Raw genomic sequence first — 18,651 nt, 5'->3', positions numbered from 1 at the left:
GATTCACGTCCCGTGGTGGGTAGCTCCATCTCTCCCTCCCATGCGGCGCGACTGCTGAACGTGCTGCTGGGCAAGGACGTGACGCTGGGGCAATTCCCGGCCCGTGTCGCGGTGGGTTTCATGCTGCGCGAGGTTCTTGTCACGGGCGAGGTGTCGCGGGCCGAGCTGGCGCGGCGAGTGGAGCGCTTCTCCGGAGTCGCGGTGCTCCGGCCTGACGGTTGTCTTGCATGGGTGTTGTCGGGGCGGACGCAACAGCGAGTCGGAGAGGTCGAGTGGAAGGATGGGGCCTTCCGCGCGGGCTTGTTCCAACTGGGTGCCTTCTACTCGGGCAAGAGTGGTGTCTTCCGTGAAATGGGCTCGTCGCTGGAGGAGCTTCGCGGCGGGGCCTACGCGGATGTGCATGACGATGCGGACTACTTGAGCCGCTCCCTGGACGGTGCCGAAGAGGCATTTGTGGGACTGGCCCTCGCGGTGGGGAAGTTCTTCTCATCGTCGCCTGAGGAGAACCTCGAAGCGTTCCGACAGATGCCCGCCGCCGTGGTGGCGCTCATCAAGTCGTCGCCGGAGTACCTGGAGCGCTTCAAGTACATGACGCGCGGCGAACAGATTCAGGCCGTCTCGAAGATGGTCACGAACCTGATTGCGACCTGGGGGGCTGCATCCTCCACGACGCGCACGTTGCAGGGAGCCACGCTGGCCACGGCGGAAGTGCCAGTGCTCTCGGTGTCAGCCCAAGGCGCGCTTGCCCTGGAGCGAGTGTCCGTGCCGGTAGGCCGAGCTGCGGCGGTGCTGAATGGCGGGCCCGGAGCGGCCATCGTCCTTCATCGGGCGGGTACGGCGGCGCAGCAAGGAGGTCCGTCCGAAGGAGGGCCAGGAAGATGGGAAAGCGCGAGTGAGAGCATGAGCGATGCGTCTCGCGAGTATCAGGCTCAGGTGACTGGGGCGCCGATTGGGAAGGTCTACAATGTAGAGGGCGTCCGGTTCGATGGATTCAATCTGGGCGTCCTCCTTGAAACGAAGGGACCGGGGTATGCCAAGTTCCTCAAGGATGGGAGCTTCAGGGCATGGTTCCGAGGCGCGGATGGAATGCTTGACCAGGCGAGGAGGCAGTTCGAGGTGGCGAGGGGGACTCCGATTCACTGGCATTTCGCTGAGCGCGAAGTCGCGAGCGCTGTGAGGGACCTCTTCCGGACTGAGGGGCTTGGCGCGATCAAGGTCGTACACACCCCGATTGCCCCCTAGGAGAAAGAGAGATGAAGGAGAATTACTACGTTGGGGTCTACTGGCCGGGCCGGGTCGAGCCAGTCGAGGCATACGCTCGCCGGGCAGCGGGCTTCTTCGGTTCGCTGCGCACCATTGAGCCTTCTCTGGGGCGATGGTTTGAGAAAGCCGCGTCCCGCGCGGATGCTCTTCGGCGTCCGATTGCGCCGAACGCGGAGTCCCTGATGGGGCTCTACAAGGCGAAGTCACGACGTGATGCTGCGGTCTCCCTCTCTGCGTGGAATGGAGAGCGGGACGGCGCGAGCACCAGCGTCAGGATCTCGTGTGGTTCTGCTCCGGGGGGATTGAGTGACCTGTGCGTGATGGAGCTTCCAACCGAGGACGAAGCCAGGGCGCGCGTGGTGACTGCCCCTGTTCTCGCGCGGATTCTGCGCGCGGCTGTCGATTCGTGGGACGCAGAATGGGGCGTTGCCACGTCCATCGCTCATCGAGACGCGGTGTCGGAGTTCGCGACTCCTGGCACGTTCATGGGATGGGCGACCTACGTTTCCCGGCAGCGAGGACCGGTGCCGCCACTGCCTTCTCGGGTCTGCGTCGAGCCCGTCGGGGACAAGGGAACCCTCATCGTCCTGACTCCTGAGCGCTTCACGGCAAGCAACCCGGAGCATGTCGAGTTGGCTGAAGTGGTTCGCGCGTCGCTGGACCGAGCGGGACTGTTGAAGCCGCTCCAGGCCCAACCGTAGGAGGCAAGGGGGACGTACCCCTTGGAATCACAGTCGGTAGAGCACGAGAATCGAACTCGCCAAGGACGTCTCTCAACGTCCCCCATTGGTTTTGAAGACCAAGCCAGCCACCAGGTCCGGAGGCCCTACCACCCGCGATTAGTGCCGGGCCCTCCGGCCCTCGTCAACGCTCTCTCTTCGCCGGCTTCAACCCCGGCAGCCCATTCACCATCGTCTCCAGCAGCGTGTCGCGCAGGTCCTCCGCGCGCGTGTCCTTGAACGCCGCGCACGTCAGCTTCAGGCTCACAATCCCATGCAGCCCCGCCCACAAGGTCTCCGCGAGCCTCGCGGGCTGCGCCTCCGCCGACAGCCTCCCCGCTGACTTCAGGTCCTCGAACACGCCGCTCAGCAGCGCGAACGAACGCGGACCCGCCCCGTCCGGCGCCCCCTGGAAGAGCTCGCTCGACAACTTCGGGTCTTCCATGAAGATGAGCCGGTACGTCTCCGGGTGCGCCAACCCGAACCGCACATAGGCCGCCGCCATCACCGCCAGCCGCTCCAGCGGCTCCTTCGCCGTGGCCGCGGGCTCCAGCTCCGCCAGGAACTCCCCGAACCCCCGCACGCACAACTCCCGGGCAATCGCCTCCCGGTTCTCGAAGTGCAGGTACAGCGTCGCCGGCGCGTACTCCACCGCCTCCGCCAACTTGCGCATCGACAGCGCGCTGAACCCCTCCTTCACCACCATCTCCCGCGCCACCCCCAGGATGTGCTCGCGCAGCTCCGCCCGCTGCCGCTCCTTCCGCTCCGAAATCCCCATCCCCACACCCTATGACTTGACACCTCGAACGGCCACCAGTAATTGAACGGTGTTCACGGAACGGCGTTCAGAAAACTGTCGCCGTTCAGAAAGAGAGTCCGTCATGGCAGGCAAGGTGGCGCTGTTCGGGGCCTCGGGAGTCATCGGCCAGAGTGTGGCGAACGCACTGAAGGCCCAGGGCAGGGCCTACCGGGTGGTGGGGCGCTCGCGTGCTTCCCTGGAAGCCCAGTTCGGCGCGGACCCGCTCGCCGAGGTCGTGACGTGGAACCCCGATGACCCGGCCTCGGTCCGCGCCGCCGCTCGCGGCGTGGACACGCTCATCTACATGGTCGGGGTCAACTACTGGCAGTTCCACCTGCACCCCACGCTGATGCGCAAGACGCTCGACGGCGCCATCGCGGAGGGCGTGAAGCACTTCGTCCACATCGGCTCCGTCTACCCGTACGGCCCGCCTCGCACCACGCCCGTGCGCGACGACCACCCGCGCGAGCCCCACACCTACAAGGGCCGCATGCGCAAGGAGCAGGAGGACCTCCTCCTCGCCGCGCACGCCGCCGGAACCCTCCAGGCCACCGTCCTGCGCCTCCCCGACTTCTACGGCCCCGGCGTCGAGGCCAGCTTCCTGCACCGCGCCTTCGTCGCCGCCGCCTCGGGCAAGCGCGCCCAGCTCATCGGCCCCATCGACGCGCTCCACGAGTTCATCTACGTCCCCGACGTCGGCCCCATCGTCACGGCGCTCATGGACACACCCCGCGCCTACGGCCGCTCCTGGAACCTCGCCGGCCCGGGCGCCACCAGCCAGCGGCAGATGGTCGACGAGATGTACCGGCAGACCGGCCGCCCCACGAAGCTCATGACCATGGGGAAGGGGATGCTGCGCCTGTTGGGCCTCTTCGACCCGTTCATGCGCGAGCTCGTGGAGATGCACTACCTGCTGACCACCCCCGTGCTCATGGATGACACGGAGCTGCGCGCGCTGCTCGGCGAGGTGCGCAAGACGCCCTACGCGGAGGGCATCCGCCAGACGCTGGCCTTCACGAAGCAGCACCTGGCCGCCGTCAGTCGAGCCCCCGCTGCCACAGGTCGTCCTCATCCAGTCCCATGAGGTGACCGACCTCGTGCATCACGGTGATTCCAATCTGCTCGATGAGCTCCTCGCGCGTCTTCGCGAAGCGCTCCAGGTTCTTCTGGTAGAGCACGATGGACGCCGTCAGGTGGTCATACGCGTTCGTCACGCTGCGCTCACCCACGGGGGTGCCTCGGAAGACGCCGAGGATGCACGGCGACAGGGGAGGGGACTGGCCCACCAGGTCCTCCTCCGACGGGATGTCCTCCACCGCGATGGTGACGTTGTCCAGGTACTGCTTCGCATGCCGAGGCAGCGCCTTCACCGCGTCCTCCACCGCGCGGTCGAACTCCGCCTCGCCCAGCTCCACCGGAGGAGGGAAGTCCTCGGGCACCAGGGACTGGGCCTTGTCGAAGCGCCGCTTCGCCTCCTTGAGGTCGCCCCGCCGCTCCGCCATCAGCCCCAGGTAGTGGTGCGCCCAGGCCTCGTCGCCCGCGTCCTTCAGCACCGCCTCGAACTCGGCGCGGGCGACCTCGAAGCGGCACAGCTCGAACAGGGCGATGCCCCGCTCCAGCCTCGCCTCCTTCGAGCGCGGCATGTGGCCGAGCGCCGCGTCCAGGCTCACCAGCGCCTGCTCGCACTCGCCCATCTGGTTGTGCCCCATGCCCTCCAGCAAGAGGAACTCGTAGAGCATCTCCACGTCGTCGGCGCGCTCGGCCAGCCGCTTGCCCCGCGCGCACAGGCTCAGGCCTTCCTCCACCGCCTCGCGGTCCTCGCCCGCCTGGCAGACGAGGCAGTCGGCCGCGCCCAGCAGGATTTCAAGGTCCTCCGGCGCCGCCTTCAGGGCCTGGCCATAGGCTCGGCCCGCGTCCTCCAGGCGGCCCAGCTCCGCGAGCACCGCGGCTCGATAGTGCAGGGCCTCGGGCAGCTCCGGTGCGTCCGAAAGCAGACCTTCCACCTGTGCCAACGCCGCCTCCATGTCGCCCGCCTCGAAGGCATCCGCCACCGCCTCCAGACGCGCCTTCGGGTCCCCCGACCCCGATCGCTTCCCGGTCCGCTTCTCCATGGCCGGCTCATAAGAAGGCCCGCTGTGCGTTGTCAACGACGGGTGCGGCTGTTACGTTCCAGCCCCCTCCGCGCTGGTGCGGCGTTCCGTCCCGTGAACATCCTTGTCGTCGACGACGATCTCGAGCTGTGCACCTTGCTCTCTCGCTTCCTGGAGATGCATGGGTACACCGTGTACTCGGCGTCGGATGCCCTCCAGGCACTCGACATCCTCGAGCGCAACCAGGTGGGCATGGTCATCACCGACTACATCATGCCCCACCTGGACGGCATCTCCTTCACGGAGATGCTGAAGGCGGACCCGCGCTTCCAGGCCATCCCCGTGCTGCTGATGACGGCCAGCACGGATGGGAGTGTCATCGACCGGGGCCTGCGCAAGGGCGTGGCCCTGACGCTGAACAAGCCGCTGGACATGGGTCAGTTGCTCGCGCTGATGCGCTTCGCCGAGTAGCCCCGACCCACCCGCCACGAGTCGTCCGCTCCCCCACACGTCCGCCCTTCCTGGTTGACATCCCAGGGCCGGCCCTTATGTTGGCGCTCGCCATGGCCGAGTGCTAACGGCCTGCGTTGTACCCACAAAAATTCCAAGTAACTTCAGGAGGTTGCGATGGCAGCGAAGGAGATTTTCTTCCACCAGTCCGCGCGTGAGGCCATCCTGCGCGGCGTCCGCACTCTGGCGGACGCGGTCGCGGTGACGCTCGGTCCCAAGGGCCGCAACGTGGTCATCGAGAAGAGCTTCGGCTCGCCCACGGTCACCAAGGACGGCGTCACCGTCGCCAAGGAGATCGACCTCGAGAACAAGTTCGAGAACATGGGCGCGCAGATGGTGAAGGAGGTCGCGTCGAAGACCTCCGACAAGGCGGGCGACGGCACCACGACGGCGACGGTGCTGGCGCGGGCCATCTACGAGGAGGGCCTGAAGCTGGTGGCCGCGGGCCACAGCCCGATGGACCTCAAGCGGGGCATCGACAAGGCGGTGGAGGTGGTGGTGGAGGAGCTGAAGAAGCTCTCCAAGCCCACGTCCGACAAGAAGGCCATTGCCCAGGTGGGCACCATCTCCGCGAACGGGGATGAGACCATCGGCACCATCATCGCGGACGCGATGGAGAAGGTGGGCAAGGAGGGCGTCATCACCGTCGAGGAGGCCAAGGGCCTCGAGACGACGCTCTCGGTGGTGGAGGGCATGCAGTTCGACCGTGGCTACGTCTCGCCGTACTTCGTGACGAACCGCGAGCGGATGGAAGTGGTCCTCGACGACCCGTTCATCCTCATCAGCGAGAAGAAGATCTCCTCGATGCAGGACATGGTGCCCATCCTGGAGCAGGTGGCGCGCGCCGGTAAGCCGCTGCTGCTCATCGCCGACGACATCGAGGGCGAGGCGCTGGCCACGCTCGTGGTGAACAAGATCCGCGGCGTGCTGAACGTGGCCGCGGTGAAGGCGCCGGGCTTCGGCGACCGCCGCAAGGAGATGCTGAAGGACATCGCCACGCTGACCGGTGGCATGGTCGTCAGCGAGGAGCTGGGCCACAAGTACGAGAACCTCTCGCTCAGCGACCTGGGCCGCGCCAAGCGCATCACGGTGGACAAGGACAACACCACCGTCGTCGATGGCAACGGCAAGAAGGAGGAGATCGAGGGCCGCATCAAGCTCATCCGTGGGCAGATCGACACGGTCACCAGCGACTATGACCGCGAGAAGCTCCAGGAGCGTCTGGCGAAGCTGGTGGGCGGCGTGGCCGTCATCAACGTCGGCGCGGCGACCGAGACGGAGATGAAGGAGAAGAAGGCCCGCGTCGAGGACGCGCTGCATGCGACCCGCGCGGCCGTCGAGGAGGGCATCGTCCCGGGCGGCGGCGTGGCGTACCTGCGCACGCTGGGCGCGCTCGAGACGCTCAAGCCGGGTGGCGAGCAGAACTTCGGCGTGGAGATCATCCGCCGCGCGCTCCAGGAGCCGCTGCGGAAGATCGCCAGCAACGCGGGCGTCGAGGGCGCCGTGGTCATCAACAAGGTTCGCGAGGGCAAGGGCGCGTACGGCTACAACGCGCGCACCGACGTCTACGAGGACCTGGAGAAGGCCGGCGTCATCGACCCGACGAAGGTGGAGCGCACCGCGCTGCAGAACGCGGCCTCCGTCGCGTCCCTGCTGCTGACCACCGAGGCCATGGTCGCCGAGCGCCCGAAGGGCAAGGCGAAGGGCGCGGGTGCCGGCGCGGGCATGCCGGACTACGGCGGCGACGACATGGAGTACTGAGCCACGCTTCCGTGTCCCGGGCCCCGAGCCTGGGTCGCGGAGGGTGACTTGGCCGCGGCCCCGGCTGCCTCACACGAGGCACCGGGGCCGTTGTCGTTTCGAGTCAGGGGACGCGGCCGACAGCGCCTCGGGTGCCGCTCTCCTGCGAGGTGTAGAGCAGGGTGTTCCCGTCGACGATGAGTCCTCCGGGGCCCGTGCCGAGAGGGCCGACCGCGTCGGTGACGCCAGGAGGGCAGCCTCGGACGCGGCGCAGGAAGTCCGAGCCGCTCGCCACGGACTCCTTGAAGTAGACGGCGCCGTTCAGCTCCACCGGGAACAGGGGGCCTTGCAGTCCCTCGGCGAGCACTCGCGCCTGGTCTCCTCCGGCGCGAGACACCTCGAGGACCCGGCCCGTGCCGCCGGAGCCTTCGGTGATGAGGAAGTGCGTGGGCGTGAGCTCCAGCGACGTGCCCGAGGTGATGCTCGGGTCCACGCGCTGGGGTGGGGTGCTCTCGTCCAGGGCCGCGCGGTACAGGCCCGGCTCGCCGCCCCCCGAGACGAGGAACCAGACATTCAGTCCGTCGACGCGAGCGCCGCGGACCTGGGTACCGGGCTCGCCCTCGAAGAGCACGACGGACGCAGGGGTGGCCCCGACGGTGTCGACCCGGACGAGCCTCCTCGCGCCGGTCGCCACCACGACGACGTCCCGGCCATTCAGCCGCGTGGCGAGGACCTCCGTGCCTCCGGTGATGACGTTGTTCACCGACGCCTCGATGGGCACGGTGCCCCGCTCACCGGTGGCCTTGTTCACGCGCCACAGCCCCTGCTGGTCCAGCACGTAGATGTTCTTCGAGTCCACGGCGATGGCATCGGGGGCGATGAAGCCCTTGGCGACGGAGACCACGTCGCCGCCCGCGCGAGGAAGTCGGAGCAGCTGTCCCTCTCCATCGACCTGTCCGGGACGCAGCGAGTGGGACTCGGAGATGTAGAGGTCCGTCGCGTCAACCGCGAGGCGCCTCGGGGTGTTCAGTCCGGGCACGAGAAGGGTCTCGCGCACCGACGTGGGCGGCTCACAGCTCCCCGCGTCCTCTTCGCCCGTGCCGCCGTCCTCCGGGGTGCCACCATCGTCCGTCGGGCCGCCGTCTTCGCGGGTTCCGCCGTCGTCCTCCGGCGTGCCCCCATCATCCCGGGTGCCCGAGTCCTCCGAGGCACTCGCGTCCGGTTCGCCCGGTCCCGGGGGCCTGTTCGAGGAGGAACACGCCACACCCAGCACCAGGACGAACAGGAGCGCGAGTCTCATGGGACGCCTTTCTTGAATGCGCGGGTCAGCTCTCGGCTGAGCGCCGTGGTGTCGGACAGCAGCTTGGGCAGGCACGCCGCCGCGCCCGCGCGCAGCGACTCCAGCGCGGTCTCCATCGTGAGGTGCTCGGCGAGCACCACGAAGGGCGCGCCCTGGGCCAGGGCCTTGCCCAGCTCCAGCGCCTTGCGCCCATAGGCCGGCGCGAAGTCCCAGCTCACCACCACCCCCGCGGGAGGCTCCAGCGCGATGAGCTCCGACGTCGGCAGCACGCGGGCTTCCAGTCCCGCCAGCTCCAGCGCCTCGGCAATCTGCGCGGCCGTGGAGGGGTTGTCCTCCAGCACGTCCACTCGCTTCACCTGCGCCACCGCGCTCGGCTGCGGAGGCGGCGCGGACAGCGTGGAGCGGAGGAGGGCGCGCACCTCGCGGATGTCGTCGAAGGGCTTGAGCAGGTAGTCCACCACGCCCAGCTCCAACGCCTGCTGCGTCGTCACGAGCGAGGGGTAGCCCGTCATCAGGATGACGCGCGACGAGGCGGAGAGCCGCCGCGCCTGCTGCGCCAGCTCCAGTCCGGACAGGCCCGGCAGGTTCTTGTCCGTGACGATGAGGTCCACGGGGGACTCGCGCAGGAGGTCCAGCGCCTCCTCGCCGCTCGCCGCCTCGATGACCTCGCACTCCTTGCCCATCAGGTCGCGGAACACCATGCGGATGATGGTCTCGTCATCCACCACCAGCAGCCGCTTGCGCTGTCCGGGGGCCACCTCGGACGCGGGGAAGAGCACGCGGAACACCGTGGCCGGCGGCGGCACATCGCGCAGCGCTCCGTGGGGCGCCAGGTCGATGCGCGCGTCGTGCTCCTGCGCGATGCGGCGGCACACGGAGAGGCCCAGGCCCGTGCCTCGCTTGCTCGCGGTGATGTACGGCTCGAAGATCTTCTCGCGCAGCTCGTCGGGGATGCCCGGGCCCCAGTCCGCCACGTACAGTACGGGCGCCGAGCCCACGGTGGTGAGCACCACCTTGACGCGTCCCCGGCCGGACATCGCGTCGCGCGCGTTGTTGAGCAGGTTCAGCGTGAGCTGCTCGATGAGGCGCGCGTTGCCCTGCACGAAGATGTCCTCGGGGGCCTCCACCTCCAGGGACATGCGCGCCGAATCCGGGTTGACGCTGAAGAGCTTCGCGGCGGCCCAGATGGGCGCGGCCAGGGACAGGCGCTGCTGCGGCGCGGGGCGCTCGCTGGCGAGCCGGATGAAGTCGGAGACAATCTGCTCCATCCGCTCCACCTGCGCCATCAGCAGGCGCAAGGGGCCGGTGGAGCCGCCGTCCTCGGCGAGGAGCTGGGCATAGGCCTTCACGCCGAGAAGCGGCTGGCGCAGCTCGTGAAGCACTTCTGCGGCCAGCTGCGTGGCGTGGAGTCCGGAGCGCTGGAGCGCCGCCGCCGCCGCGCGCGCGGCAGGCACGTCCCCCGCGTCCAGGGCCTGGAGCAGTTGGGCGAGCGGCGCGGGAGTCTCCATGTCGTGAAGCATGACGGAGGGGAACACGTCACGCAACGCGTCTGAGGGAATCCGTTGACCGGCCCGCTGGGGGCGCGGATGCTCCCCGTGTTCGCGTCTTTGCCCGGGCAGCCGCCGGGTGCCGCCTCGCCTCGGAGGGCCTTCATGCCGCAGACCGACCCGTTCCACTCCCTCGTTCCTCGGAAGATGACCGACTCGGAGCTCGCGCGTTCCATCCGGCTCAACATCGAGGCGGAGCTGGACGCCATCAACCTCTACGCCGCCCACATCGACGCCACCGACAACGAGGAGGCCAAGGCCGTCCTGCGTCACGTCATGGACGAGGAGCGCGAGCACGCCGCGCTCTTCTGGCAGCTCATCGCGCGGTTGGACCCGGAGCAGGCCCAGCACGCCCAGGAGGCCGTGGAGAAGTTCAAGCTCATCATCTCGGGAGCCCCGCACGAGTCCGTGGAGGCGGTGGGCAAGGAGGGCGCGAGCACCGAGGTGATGGAGCCGGGCCTCGCCAAGCGCCTCACCGTGGGGAACATGCGGCCCTGAGGGCTACGTGCCGGTGGAGGCCTGGCGCCTCTCGGCGGGCGGCGCTTCCAGGTCCTGCGCCGCCATGTAGACGACGTTCCGCGTGCCGCGCTTGCCGCGGTACATGGCCCGGTCCGACAGGTCGAGCAGCGTGGCCTTGTCCCGTGCGTGCTCCGGGAAGCTGGCCACGCCGATGCAGGTGGAGAGCTTCAGCGCCAGCCCCTCGCGCGCGAGGAACTGGTGGGTCTCCATGGTGCGCCGGATGCGCTCGGCCACCTTGAGCGCGCCGCCCGAGTCGGTGTTGCGCAGCATCACCACGTACTCGTCGCCGCCGAAGCGCGCCACGACGTCGTGGTCTCTCACGCAGCCCTTCACCACGCGCGCCGCCTCGACGAGCAGCTTGGAGCCGATGAGGTGGCCGTGCGTGTCGTTGATGGACTTGAAGTGGTCCAGGTCCAGGAAGAGGAGGCTGAAGGCCCGCTGCGTCTGGAGCGCGTCCTGGACCTCCCGGTCCAGCACCAGGTGCAGGTAGCGCGTGTTGAACAGGCGCGTGAGGTCGTCGATGTACGCCAGGTCCTCCACCGCCGCGAACCGGCCCAGGTTGCGCAGCGCCAGCGCCCAGTTGCGCACCAGGTAGCCCGCGGCCTCGGCGGCCCCGTCGGCGGCCTGGAGCTTCGCGTAGAAGAGCACCGCGTGGCCCAGCACCGCGTCGCCCTCGACGGCGGGGAAGGTGAGGATGCGCTCGAAGGGCACGTCCAGCACGTCCAGCTCGCGAGGCGCCCGCGCGTCCATGAGCTGGTCGCGCAGCCACGCCACGACGGTGTCCTCGGTGCCGACAGGAAGTCCTCGGGTGCCCTGTGCGCGCAGGCCCAGATTTGTGTCGCGCTCCAGGAGCACGATGGCGCCCGCGGCGGCCATGGACTCCAGCGCGCTCGTGGTGGCGGTGGCCAGCTTGTCGCGGTCCAGCGTGGTGGCCAGCCGCTGCCCCGCCTCCAGCAGCGCGACGTGCCGGCGCAGCGAGGCGTTCTCCTGCAGCAGGTCTCGCGTGGTGAGCGCGCGTCGCACCGCGTGCTGGAGCGCCTCCGGGGCCACGGGCTTGACCAGGTACTCCGCCGCGCCGCTCTTGATGGCGCGCACCGCGGGGTCCACCTTGTCCAGCGCGGTGATGACGACGACCTCCACGCCAGGGTGCCGCTCCCGCACGTGCCGGAGGACCTCCATGCCGTCGCCGCCAGGAAGGATGAGGTCCGTCACCACCGCGTCGAAGCGGTCCGCCGCGAGCGCCTGCCGAGCGTCCTGAAGCGTGCCCACCGCGGTGACGGTGTGGCCCACGCCCGTGAGGTAGTCGCCGTAGAGGGTGCGGGCGATCTTTTCGTCGTCGACGAGGAGGATGCGCGCCATCTCCCGCATGGCTTAGCACCATCCAACGGAACGCTGCTAGGGTCGCCCCCCGTGTCGCCCTTTGAAAGCGGTCGCAGACTCTGCTTGCTCGTGGAAGCCGGGGAGACCCACTACGCCGTTGAAGCCACGTCTGTCATGGAAGTGGCGATGCCCGGTGCCCATGGGAGCAGCCTGCGAGGCGTGCTCGAAGTGAAGGACCTGTCGGCGCTTCTCGGCGGTGCGCCGGAGCCCGAAGCGGGCATGGTGGTGGTGCTGGATGTGAGCCCCACGCTGGCGGTGAGGGTGCGCTCGGTGGTGGAAGTCGCGGACGTCGCGCGCGCGCCGTTCTTCCTGTTGCCTCCAGGACTGGCGGACTCGCTGGCGCCGCTGAGCCGAGGCGCGGTGCTGCACAAGGAGCGGCTGTACCTGGAGCTCATCGCGGAGGCGCTGCCGCACCGGGTGGGGCCGCGCGCCGCGCCTGCACCCCCGCGTCCCGTGCACTGGGCCGAGTCCGTGCCCGAGCGGGCGCTGGTCTTCGAGTCCCAGGGGCGACTGTTCGGTGTCCCGCTGGCCTTCGTGTCGCAGGTGGTGGCTCGGGGGGATGCGTTCAGCGTCCTACCCGTGCAGAGCGGCCCGGTGGCGGGTATCTTTCCCCATGCCCAGGTCCTGTGGCCCATCTGCTCCGTCCCCGCCCTGCTGGGGGCGCCCGCCGTGGCGGAGCCCTTCTTCCTCCTGGCGGAGCTGGCGGGGCGGAACGTGGGGCTGACGGCCACGCGGGTGCTTGGCGTCCTCCAACGCTTCGAACCGGACAAGACGGCCGGCACCTTTCGTGTTCCCGGCCTGGCGGAGCCTGTGCTGTTCCTGGACCTGCAGCGCATGTTTTCTTGATCGTCCCGGAGCGCGAACCGTAAGCTGCCAGGCTTGATAACGTGTCGTGAGGTAGGTTCTCACGAGCGGTTTCTTCAACGAATTCAGGGGGGTCCACGCTCCCCGAGGCCCGATACCGATGCCCAAGAATCTGCTGGTCGCCGATGACTCGCTCACCATCCGCAAGGTGATCGGCATGATCTTCGCGACCGAGGACTTTCAGGTGACCGCGGTGGACAACGGGCTGGACGCCATCTCGCGCTGCCGCGAGCTGCGCCCGGACGTCGTCCTGGCCGACGTGATGATGCCGGGCAAGAGCGGCTACGAGGTCTGCGAGGCGCTCAAGAGCGACCCGGCCACCCAGGCCATCCCGGTGATGCTGTTGGCGGGCACCTTCGAGGCCTTCGACGAGAACCGCGCCCGCGCCGCTCGCGCCGATGACCACATCACCAAGCCCTTCGAGAGCCAGGTCCTGCTGGACAAGGTGAAGGCCCTGGTGGGTCAGAAGTCCAACACGCTGCCGGCCTCCATCGCCACGCAGGTGATTCGTCCCGCCGCGACGCCCGCCGTCGCTCCGGCCCCCCAGCCCGCGCCCGCCGCGGCGCCCATGGCGGCTCGCCCGGGTGTTCCGCAGGCCATGCCTCCGCCGGGTGCGCCGCGTCCTCCGGGGCCGGGCATGCCGCCGGGTGCGCGTCCGCCGGGGCCGGGGATGCCGCCTCCGGGTGCGCCGCGTCCTCCGGGACCGGGCATGCCGCCGGGCATGGCGCGTCCGGGTGTTCCGCCTCCGCCGGGGGCTCCGGCTCCGGGCATGCCTCCGCGTCCGGGGATGCCCCCGGGGCCTGGGGCTCCGGGCATGGTGGCTCGTCCGGGCGCTCCGGCGCCGGGAATGCCGGGTGGGCTGCCCCGTCCTCCGGGCGCCACGCAGCTTCCTCCCATGCCGGCCGCCGCGCCGCAGCCCGCGGCCCGCGCTCGGGATCCATTCGGTCTGGGGGCTCCCGCCGGGCAGTCCGCCGCGGTGGCCGCGCAGCCGGCCATCAGCATCGAGGACTCGCTGCCGGACACGAGCGGCGCGGAGGAGATCTCCCTCGACATCGGTGGGCCGTCGGTCCCCGTATCGAAGCCCGCTTCGCCCGCGGGTCGTCCGGTATCCGCGGACGGGGGCGAGGCCCTGCTGCGCGAGGCGCTGTCGAAGGCCTCCCGCGAAGTCATCGAGAAGATTGCCTGGGAGGTCGTACCGCAGCTCGCGGAGACCATCATCCGTGAGGAGCTCGAGCGGCTCATCAAGGACCGAGAGACCCAGCACTGAGGTGAGCTTCGTGCTCGCCGTAACCTCCTGAACTTTCCGCTGGCCCCGACAAGGGGCTGGCTCGTCCTCAATGACTGATACGACCGAACTGTCCAAGGCCTACGAGCCCACCGAGGTCGAGGCACGTCGCTATGCCTTCTGGCTGGAGCGTGGCTATTTCCGCGCCGAAGCGACCTCCGACAAGCCCGCGTTCTCCATCGTCCTGCCGCCGCCCAATGTGACGGGCAGCCTGCACATCGGCCACGCGCTCACCGCCACCATCCAGGACATCCTCACCCGCTGGAAGCGGATGAGCGGGTTCAACGCCCTCTGGCTCCCCGGCACGGACCACGCCGGCATCGCCACGCAGATGGTGGTGGAGAAGGAGCTGAATAAGTCCGAAGGCAAGAGCCGCCACGACCTGGGGCGCGAGGCGTTCCTCCAGCGCGTCTGGGAGTGGAAGGGCAAGTACGGCGCTCGCATCGGCGAGCAGCACCGCTTCCTGGGTGCGTCGCTCGACTGGAGCCGTGAGCGCTTCACGATGGACGAGCAGTCGTCCGCCGCGGTGCGCGAGGTCTTCGTCCGACTGTACGAAGAGGGCCTGATGTACCGGGCCCAGAAGCTCATCAACTGGTGCCCCTCCTGCCGCACGGCGCTGAGCGACCTGGAGGTCGAGCACGAGGAGAAGGCCGGCACCATCTGGCACATCCGCTATCCCATCAAGGACAGCGACCGCTCGCTCACCGTGGCGACGACGCGCCCGGAGACGCTGCTGGGCGACACCGCGGTGGCCATCCACCCCGACGACGAGCGCTACCAGGGGCTCGCGGGCAAGCTCGTGGTGCTGCCGCTGTCGGGCCGTGAGATTCCCATCATCGCGGACGCGGAGCTGGTGGACCCGAAGTTCGGCACGGGCGTGGTGAAGGTGACGCCCGCGCACGACTTCAACGACTACCAGACGGGGCTTCGGCACAAGCTGCCGATGCTGACCATCCTGGATGACTCGGCGCGGATGACGAAGGACACCGGCAAGTACGCCGGCATGGACCGCTTCGAGGCGCGCAAGGCGGTGCTGGCGGACCTCCAGGAGCAGGGGCTCCTCGAGAAGGAGGAGCCGCACAAGCTGAGCGTGGGACATTGCCAGCGGTCCGGCACGGTGGTGGAGCCCCGGCTGTCTCCGCAGTGGTTCGTGAAGATTGAGCCGCTGGCCCGTCCGGCCATCGAAGCGGTGGAGCAGGGCCGCACGAAGTTCGTCCCCGAGACGTGGACGCAGACCTACTTCCACTGGATGCGCAACATCCACGACTGGTGCGTCAGCCGCCAGCTCTGGTGGGGCCACCAGATTCCCGCGTACTACTGCACGTCGTGCAGCCCTCGGCTGGGCGATGACACCGACCTGCCGCTGGATGCCCCGACGGTGAAGGTGGGCGGCGTGGACTTCGCGCGCGCGGAGCCCGTGGTTGCTCGCACCGCTCCCGAGGCCTGCGCGAAGTGCGGTGGCAAGAGCTTCATCCAGGACCCGGACGTGCTGGACACGTGGTTCTCGTCCGCGCTCTGGCCGTTCTCGACGCTGGGGTGGCCTCGCGACACCGCGGAGCTGAAGACCTTCTACCCGACGTCCGTCATGGAGACGGGCCACGACATCATCTTCTTCTGGGTCGCCCGGATGATGATGATGGGCCTGCACTTCATGGGGGACGTGCCCTTCCACACTGTCTACCTGCACGCGATGGTGCGAGACGAGAAGGGCGAGAAGATGTCCAAGACGAAGGGGAACGTCATCGACCCCTTGGACGTCATCCTCGGCGCGAAGCCCGAGCAGCTCAACGCGACGCTGAAGAACAAGTTCCCGCAGGGCATGCCCGCATTCGGCGCGGATGCGCTGCGCTTCACGCTGGCATCGCTCACGCAGCAGGGCCGTGACATCAAGCTGTCGATGGACCGCCTCGCTGGCTACAAGGCGTTCTGCAACAAGCTGTGGAACGCGAGCCGCTTCGCCCTGATGAACATGGGCGAGTTCCAGTACGACGGGCGCTCACCCAAGGAGCTGTCGCTCACGCTGGCGGACCGGTGGATTCTCTCCCGGCTCCAGCGCGCGACGCGGGATGCGCAGGCGTCGCTGGAGACGTACAGCTTCGCGGAGGCCGCCTCCACGCTGTACCAGTTCCTCTGGGCGGAGCTGTGTGACTGGTACATCGAGCTGGCCAAGCCCGCTCTCTACGGCGACGACCCGGCGGCGAAGGACACCACGCGCGCGGTGCTCGTGTACGCGCTGGACCGCGTGCTGCGGCTGATGCACCCGTTCATGCCCTTCATCACCGAGGAGATCTGGCAGAAGCTGCCGATGTCCCGGCCGACGGAGAGCATCATGATCGCGTCGTACCCGGAGCCGGACCTGGCGCTCCTGGACGAGTCGGCCGAGTCCGAGATGGCGCCGGTCATCGCGGCCATCGAGGGCCTGCGCACCATCCGCGGCGAGAGCAACCTGTCGCCCGCGACGAAGCTGAAGGCGGTGGTGCAGAGCCCGGACGCTCGCACGCGGGAGCTCCTGGAGCGCTGGCGGGGATACCTGCTGCCGCTCGCGGGTCTGTCCGAGGTGCAGGTGGGACCGCCGGGGGCGAAGCCTCCGCAGGCCGCCGCGTTCGTGGCGACGAACCTGGAGATCTACGTTCCGCTGGCGGGTCTCATCGACCTGGACGCGGAGCGGGACCGGTTGCGCAAGGAGATTGCTCGCTCCGAGCAGGAAGCGGCCAGCGTCCTGCGCAAGCTGGAGAACCCCAACTTCGTGGCCAAGGCTCCGCCCGACGTGGTGGAGAAGGATCGCGCTCGGGTGGCGGAGTTGAAGGAGCGCAAGGCCAAGCTCGAAGATCACCTGCAGCGGATCGCCCCGGAGCCCTCCATGTCCGAGAACCTGCCGTCCGAGAGCAGCACGTCCACCGAGGAGAGTGTCTCCCCCTCCGAACCGGCCCAGGTGAAGGTCGCCCCGACGAAAGCGGAAAAGGGCGGCGTTGACCTGGGCCAGGAACTGAAGGGCGAGCTGGGAGACGCGGCGCGTGTGCCCGAGGAGGATCCTCAGGTCCATGCCGCGCTCGAGAAGCTGCGCGAGGGGACGAAGGAAGGGCTGTCTCCGACCGACCACCATGACCTGGGCGTGGCGTACATGAGCATGGGGCTCGTGGACGACGCGATGCGCGAGTTCGGCAAGGCGAAGGAAGGCGGCGACGTCCGCGAGGCCCCCGCCGAAATCGCCGAGCCGGCCAGGTCCGAGCGTCCCGCGAAGAAGAAGGCGAAGCCGTCCGTGGAGGCCGAGCCGGCCGCCCCGGTGACGAAGGCTCCCGCGAAGAAGGCTTCCACCGTGAAGTCCGAAGCGGCTGCCACCAAGACCGCCGCGTCCAAGCCTGTTGCCGCCGAGCCCCCCGCGAAGGCGAAGGCTCCGGCGAAGAAGGGCGCGAAGGCGGGTGGCAAGGCCGCCGCGAAGAAGGGCGCCAAGGCGGGTGCCGACAGCGCCGCGAAGAAGGGCGCGAAGTCGGGTGGCAAGGCCGCCGCGAAGAAGGGCGCCAAGGCCGGTGGCAAGGCCTCCGCGAAGAAGTCGGGCGGGAAGGCCTCCAGCGGCAAGGCGGTTGCGAAGAAGGCCGGTGCCAAGGGCACGGCGAAGAAGGCACCCGTGAAGACGGGCAAGAAGGCAGGGGGCAAGGCTCCCGCGAAGAAGGTCTCCGCTCGGAAGGCGGCGGCGAAGAAGGTCACCCGGGCGAAGCCCTCGGCACGGGCGAAGGCCCGGCGGTAGCAGGAGGAGACGTGCAGCAGGATTACCTTGATCGACTCATCGACCTCGCCCTCGACGAAGACCTGGGGGCGGCGGGAGATGTCACCTCGCAGGCCCTCATTCCGCCTGACGCGGAGGGCAGCGCGGAGTTGGTCGCCAAGGAGCAGTTGGTCCTCGCGGGGCTCGACGCCTTCATCCGGGTCTTCCACAAGGTCGACCCGGATGTCGAAGTGGAGCTGCTTCGCCAGGACGGCCAGGAGGTCAAGCCGAAGGTCGTGGCCGCCCGGTGTCATGGGCGGCTGCGGTCCTTGCTCGCGGCGGAGCGCACCGCGCTCAACCTCGTGCAGCGCGCCGCCGGCATCGCCACGCTGGCTCAGCAGGCGATGACGTCGGTGCGCGGCTCGAAGATGCAGGTCCTCGACACGCGCAAGACGCCGCCGGGCATGCGCGTGCTCGCCAAGGACGCGGTCCGCATGGGCGGCGCCACCAACCACCGCTTCGGCCTCTTCGATGGGGTCCTCATCAAGGACAACCACATCGCGGCCGTCGGCGGCTCCATCAGCGAGGCGCTTCGCCGCGCCAAGGCGAATGGTCCTCGTCTGTGCAAGATTGAAATCGAGGTCACCAACCTCAAGCAGCTCGCGGAGGCGCTCGAGTGTGGCGCCGACGTGGTGATGCTCGACAACATGGACGATGCGCAGATTCGCGAGGCCGTGAAGCTGGCGGCGGGGCGAGTCCCGCTCGAGGTCTCCGGTGGCGTCACGCTGGACCGGCTGCCTCGGCTCGCGAAGATGGGCGTGGACTTCGTGTCCATGGGCGCGCTGACGCACTCGGCGAGGGCCATGGACCTGTCGCTCGAAATCACCGGCAAGAAGGCGCGCCGCCCGCGCGCCTCGCCTTCGCAGGGTTAG

15 protein-coding genes and 1 tRNA gene are annotated in these 18,651 nt (G+C 68.9%); 10 read left to right on the top strand and 6 right to left on the bottom strand.

Features of this window, described 5'->3' with window-relative positions:
- The first annotated feature begins 60 nt into the window (after nt 1-60).
- On the top strand, nt 61-1,242 hold the full coding sequence (locus MYSTI_RS24580; RefSeq protein WP_233277944.1) for a Tox-REase-5 domain-containing protein: 1,182 nt from the start codon (nt 61-63) through the stop codon (nt 1,240-1,242).
- 11 nt (nt 1,243-1,253) lie between these two features.
- The gene (locus tag MYSTI_RS24575) at nt 1,254-1,964 is read left to right on the top strand and encodes an immunity 52 family protein (RefSeq protein WP_015350502.1); all 711 of its coding nucleotides are present in this window, start codon (nt 1,254-1,256) and stop codon (nt 1,962-1,964) included.
- A gap of 33 nt (nt 1,965-1,997) precedes the next feature.
- Here the strand turns inward: MYSTI_RS24575 and MYSTI_RS43570 are convergent.
- Nucleotides 1,998-2,094, bottom strand: a tRNA-Sec gene (locus MYSTI_RS43570).
- Between the two features lie 33 nt (nt 2,095-2,127).
- The gene (locus MYSTI_RS24570) at nt 2,128-2,760 is read right to left on the bottom strand and encodes a TetR/AcrR family transcriptional regulator (RefSeq protein ID WP_015350501.1); all 633 of its coding nucleotides are present in this window, start codon (nt 2,758-2,760) and stop codon (nt 2,128-2,130) included.
- A 103-nt stretch (nt 2,761-2,863) separates the two neighbouring features.
- Between MYSTI_RS24570 and MYSTI_RS24565 the strand changes: the two genes are divergently transcribed.
- Nucleotides 2,864-3,865, top strand: coding sequence for an NAD-dependent epimerase/dehydratase family protein (locus MYSTI_RS24565; RefSeq protein WP_015350500.1), 1,002 nt, complete (start codon nt 2,864-2,866; stop codon nt 3,863-3,865).
- Here MYSTI_RS24565 and MYSTI_RS24560 read toward each other — a convergent pair.
- Nucleotides 3,819-4,892, bottom strand: a complete 1,074-nt coding sequence (locus MYSTI_RS24560) for a metallopeptidase family protein (RefSeq protein ID WP_015350499.1) — start codon at nt 4,890-4,892, stop codon at nt 3,819-3,821. The two genes, MYSTI_RS24565 and MYSTI_RS24560, sit on opposite strands and share 47 nt — an antisense overlap.
- Nucleotides 4,893-4,985: 93 nt before the next feature.
- Here MYSTI_RS24560 and MYSTI_RS24555 point away from each other — a divergent pair, with 93 nt between their 5' ends.
- Together MYSTI_RS24555 and groL are read left to right on the top strand one after the other, a co-directional pair.
- Nucleotides 4,986-5,342, top strand: a complete 357-nt coding sequence (locus tag MYSTI_RS24555) for a response regulator (protein WP_015350498.1) — start codon at nt 4,986-4,988, stop codon at nt 5,340-5,342.
- 156 nt (nt 5,343-5,498) lie between these two features.
- Nucleotides 5,499-7,142 carry a chaperonin GroEL gene (groL, locus tag MYSTI_RS24550; RefSeq protein WP_015350497.1) on the top strand — a complete coding sequence of 548 codons (1,644 nt, stop codon included), beginning with the start codon at nt 5,499-5,501 and terminating at the stop codon, nt 7,140-7,142.
- 103 nt (nt 7,143-7,245) lie between these two features.
- Here the strand turns inward: groL and sinM are convergent, their stop codons facing one another.
- Nucleotides 7,246-8,421, bottom strand: a complete 1,176-nt coding sequence (gene sinM, locus MYSTI_RS24545; protein WP_015350496.1) for a signal integration modulator SinM — start codon at nt 8,419-8,421, stop codon at nt 7,246-7,248.
- On the bottom strand, nt 8,418-9,929 hold the full coding sequence (gene sinK / locus MYSTI_RS24540) for a hybrid histidine protein kinase/response regulator SinK (RefSeq protein WP_144370383.1): 1,512 nt from the start codon (nt 9,927-9,929) through the stop codon (nt 8,418-8,420). The genes sinM and sinK overlap by 4 nt, the downstream gene beginning before the upstream one ends.
- Nucleotides 9,930-10,073: 144 nt before the next feature.
- Between sinK and MYSTI_RS24535 the strand changes: the two genes are divergently transcribed.
- A complete protein-coding gene (locus MYSTI_RS24535; protein ID WP_015350494.1) occupies nt 10,074-10,466 on the top strand; it encodes a demethoxyubiquinone hydroxylase family protein in 393 nt (130 codons plus the stop codon).
- Between the two features lie 3 nt (nt 10,467-10,469).
- Here MYSTI_RS24535 and MYSTI_RS24530 read toward each other — a convergent pair whose 3' ends face one another.
- Nucleotides 10,470-11,846: a GGDEF domain-containing response regulator gene (locus tag MYSTI_RS24530; protein ID WP_044900604.1), complete on the bottom strand. Its 1,377-nt coding sequence runs from the start codon at nt 11,844-11,846 to the stop codon at nt 10,470-10,472.
- Between the two features lie 51 nt (nt 11,847-11,897).
- Here MYSTI_RS24530 and MYSTI_RS24525 point away from each other — a divergent pair, with 51 nt between their 5' ends.
- The 4 genes from MYSTI_RS24525 to nadC all read left to right on the top strand — a co-directional run bounded on the left by MYSTI_RS24525 (nt 11,898) and on the right by nadC (nt 18,651).
- On the top strand, nt 11,898-12,713 hold the full coding sequence (locus tag MYSTI_RS24525; protein ID WP_015350492.1) for a chemotaxis protein CheW: 816 nt from the start codon (nt 11,898-11,900) through the stop codon (nt 12,711-12,713).
- A 118-nt stretch (nt 12,714-12,831) separates the two neighbouring features.
- Complete coding sequence (locus MYSTI_RS24520; protein ID WP_015350491.1) at nt 12,832-13,998, top strand: response regulator; 1,167 nt, start codon at nt 12,832-12,834, stop codon at nt 13,996-13,998.
- A 70-nt stretch (nt 13,999-14,068) separates the two neighbouring features.
- Nucleotides 14,069-17,761, top strand: a complete 3,693-nt coding sequence (locus MYSTI_RS24515) for a valine--tRNA ligase (protein WP_015350490.1) — start codon at nt 14,069-14,071, stop codon at nt 17,759-17,761.
- A gap of 11 nt (nt 17,762-17,772) precedes the next feature.
- On the top strand, nt 17,773-18,651 hold the full coding sequence (nadC, locus tag MYSTI_RS24510; protein WP_015350489.1) for a carboxylating nicotinate-nucleotide diphosphorylase: 879 nt from the start codon (nt 17,773-17,775) through the stop codon (nt 18,649-18,651).

Origin of the sequence: Myxococcus stipitatus DSM 14675, assembly GCF_000331735.1 — a bacterium.
Lineage (GTDB): Bacteria > Myxococcota > Myxococcia > Myxococcales > Myxococcaceae > Myxococcus > Myxococcus stipitatus.
The sequence above is the reverse complement of the archived record's forward strand: the minus strand, read 5'-3'. Positions and strand labels throughout refer to the sequence as shown.

Excerpts from the sequence above, each read along its gene's own strand:
- MYSTI_RS24575 (WP_015350502.1), top strand. The coding sequence starts at position 1,254 with ATGAAGGAGAATTACTACGTTGGGGTCTACTGGCCGGGCCGGGTCGAG.
- MYSTI_RS24570 (WP_015350501.1), bottom strand. The coding sequence starts at position 2,760 with ATGGGGATTTCGGAGCGGAAGGAGCGGCAGCGGGCGGAGCTGCGCGAG.
- MYSTI_RS24565 (WP_015350500.1), top strand. The coding sequence starts at position 2,864 with ATGGCAGGCAAGGTGGCGCTGTTCGGGGCCTCGGGAGTCATCGGCCAG.
- MYSTI_RS24560 (WP_015350499.1), bottom strand. The coding sequence starts at position 4,892 with ATGGAGAAGCGGACCGGGAAGCGATCGGGGTCGGGGGACCCGAAGGCG.
- groL (WP_015350497.1), top strand. The coding sequence starts at position 5,499 with ATGGCAGCGAAGGAGATTTTCTTCCACCAGTCCGCGCGTGAGGCCATC.
- sinM (WP_015350496.1), bottom strand. The coding sequence starts at position 8,421 with ATGAGACTCGCGCTCCTGTTCGTCCTGGTGCTGGGTGTGGCGTGTTCC.
- sinK (WP_144370383.1), bottom strand. The coding sequence starts at position 9,929 with ATGGAGACTCCCGCGCCGCTCGCCCAACTGCTCCAGGCCCTGGACGCG.
- MYSTI_RS24535 (WP_015350494.1), top strand. The coding sequence starts at position 10,074 with ATGCCGCAGACCGACCCGTTCCACTCCCTCGTTCCTCGGAAGATGACC.
- MYSTI_RS24530 (WP_044900604.1), bottom strand. The coding sequence starts at position 11,846 with ATGGCGCGCATCCTCCTCGTCGACGACGAAAAGATCGCCCGCACCCTC.
- MYSTI_RS24520 (WP_015350491.1), top strand. The coding sequence starts at position 12,832 with ATGCCCAAGAATCTGCTGGTCGCCGATGACTCGCTCACCATCCGCAAG.
- MYSTI_RS24515 (WP_015350490.1), top strand. The coding sequence starts at position 14,069 with ATGACTGATACGACCGAACTGTCCAAGGCCTACGAGCCCACCGAGGTC.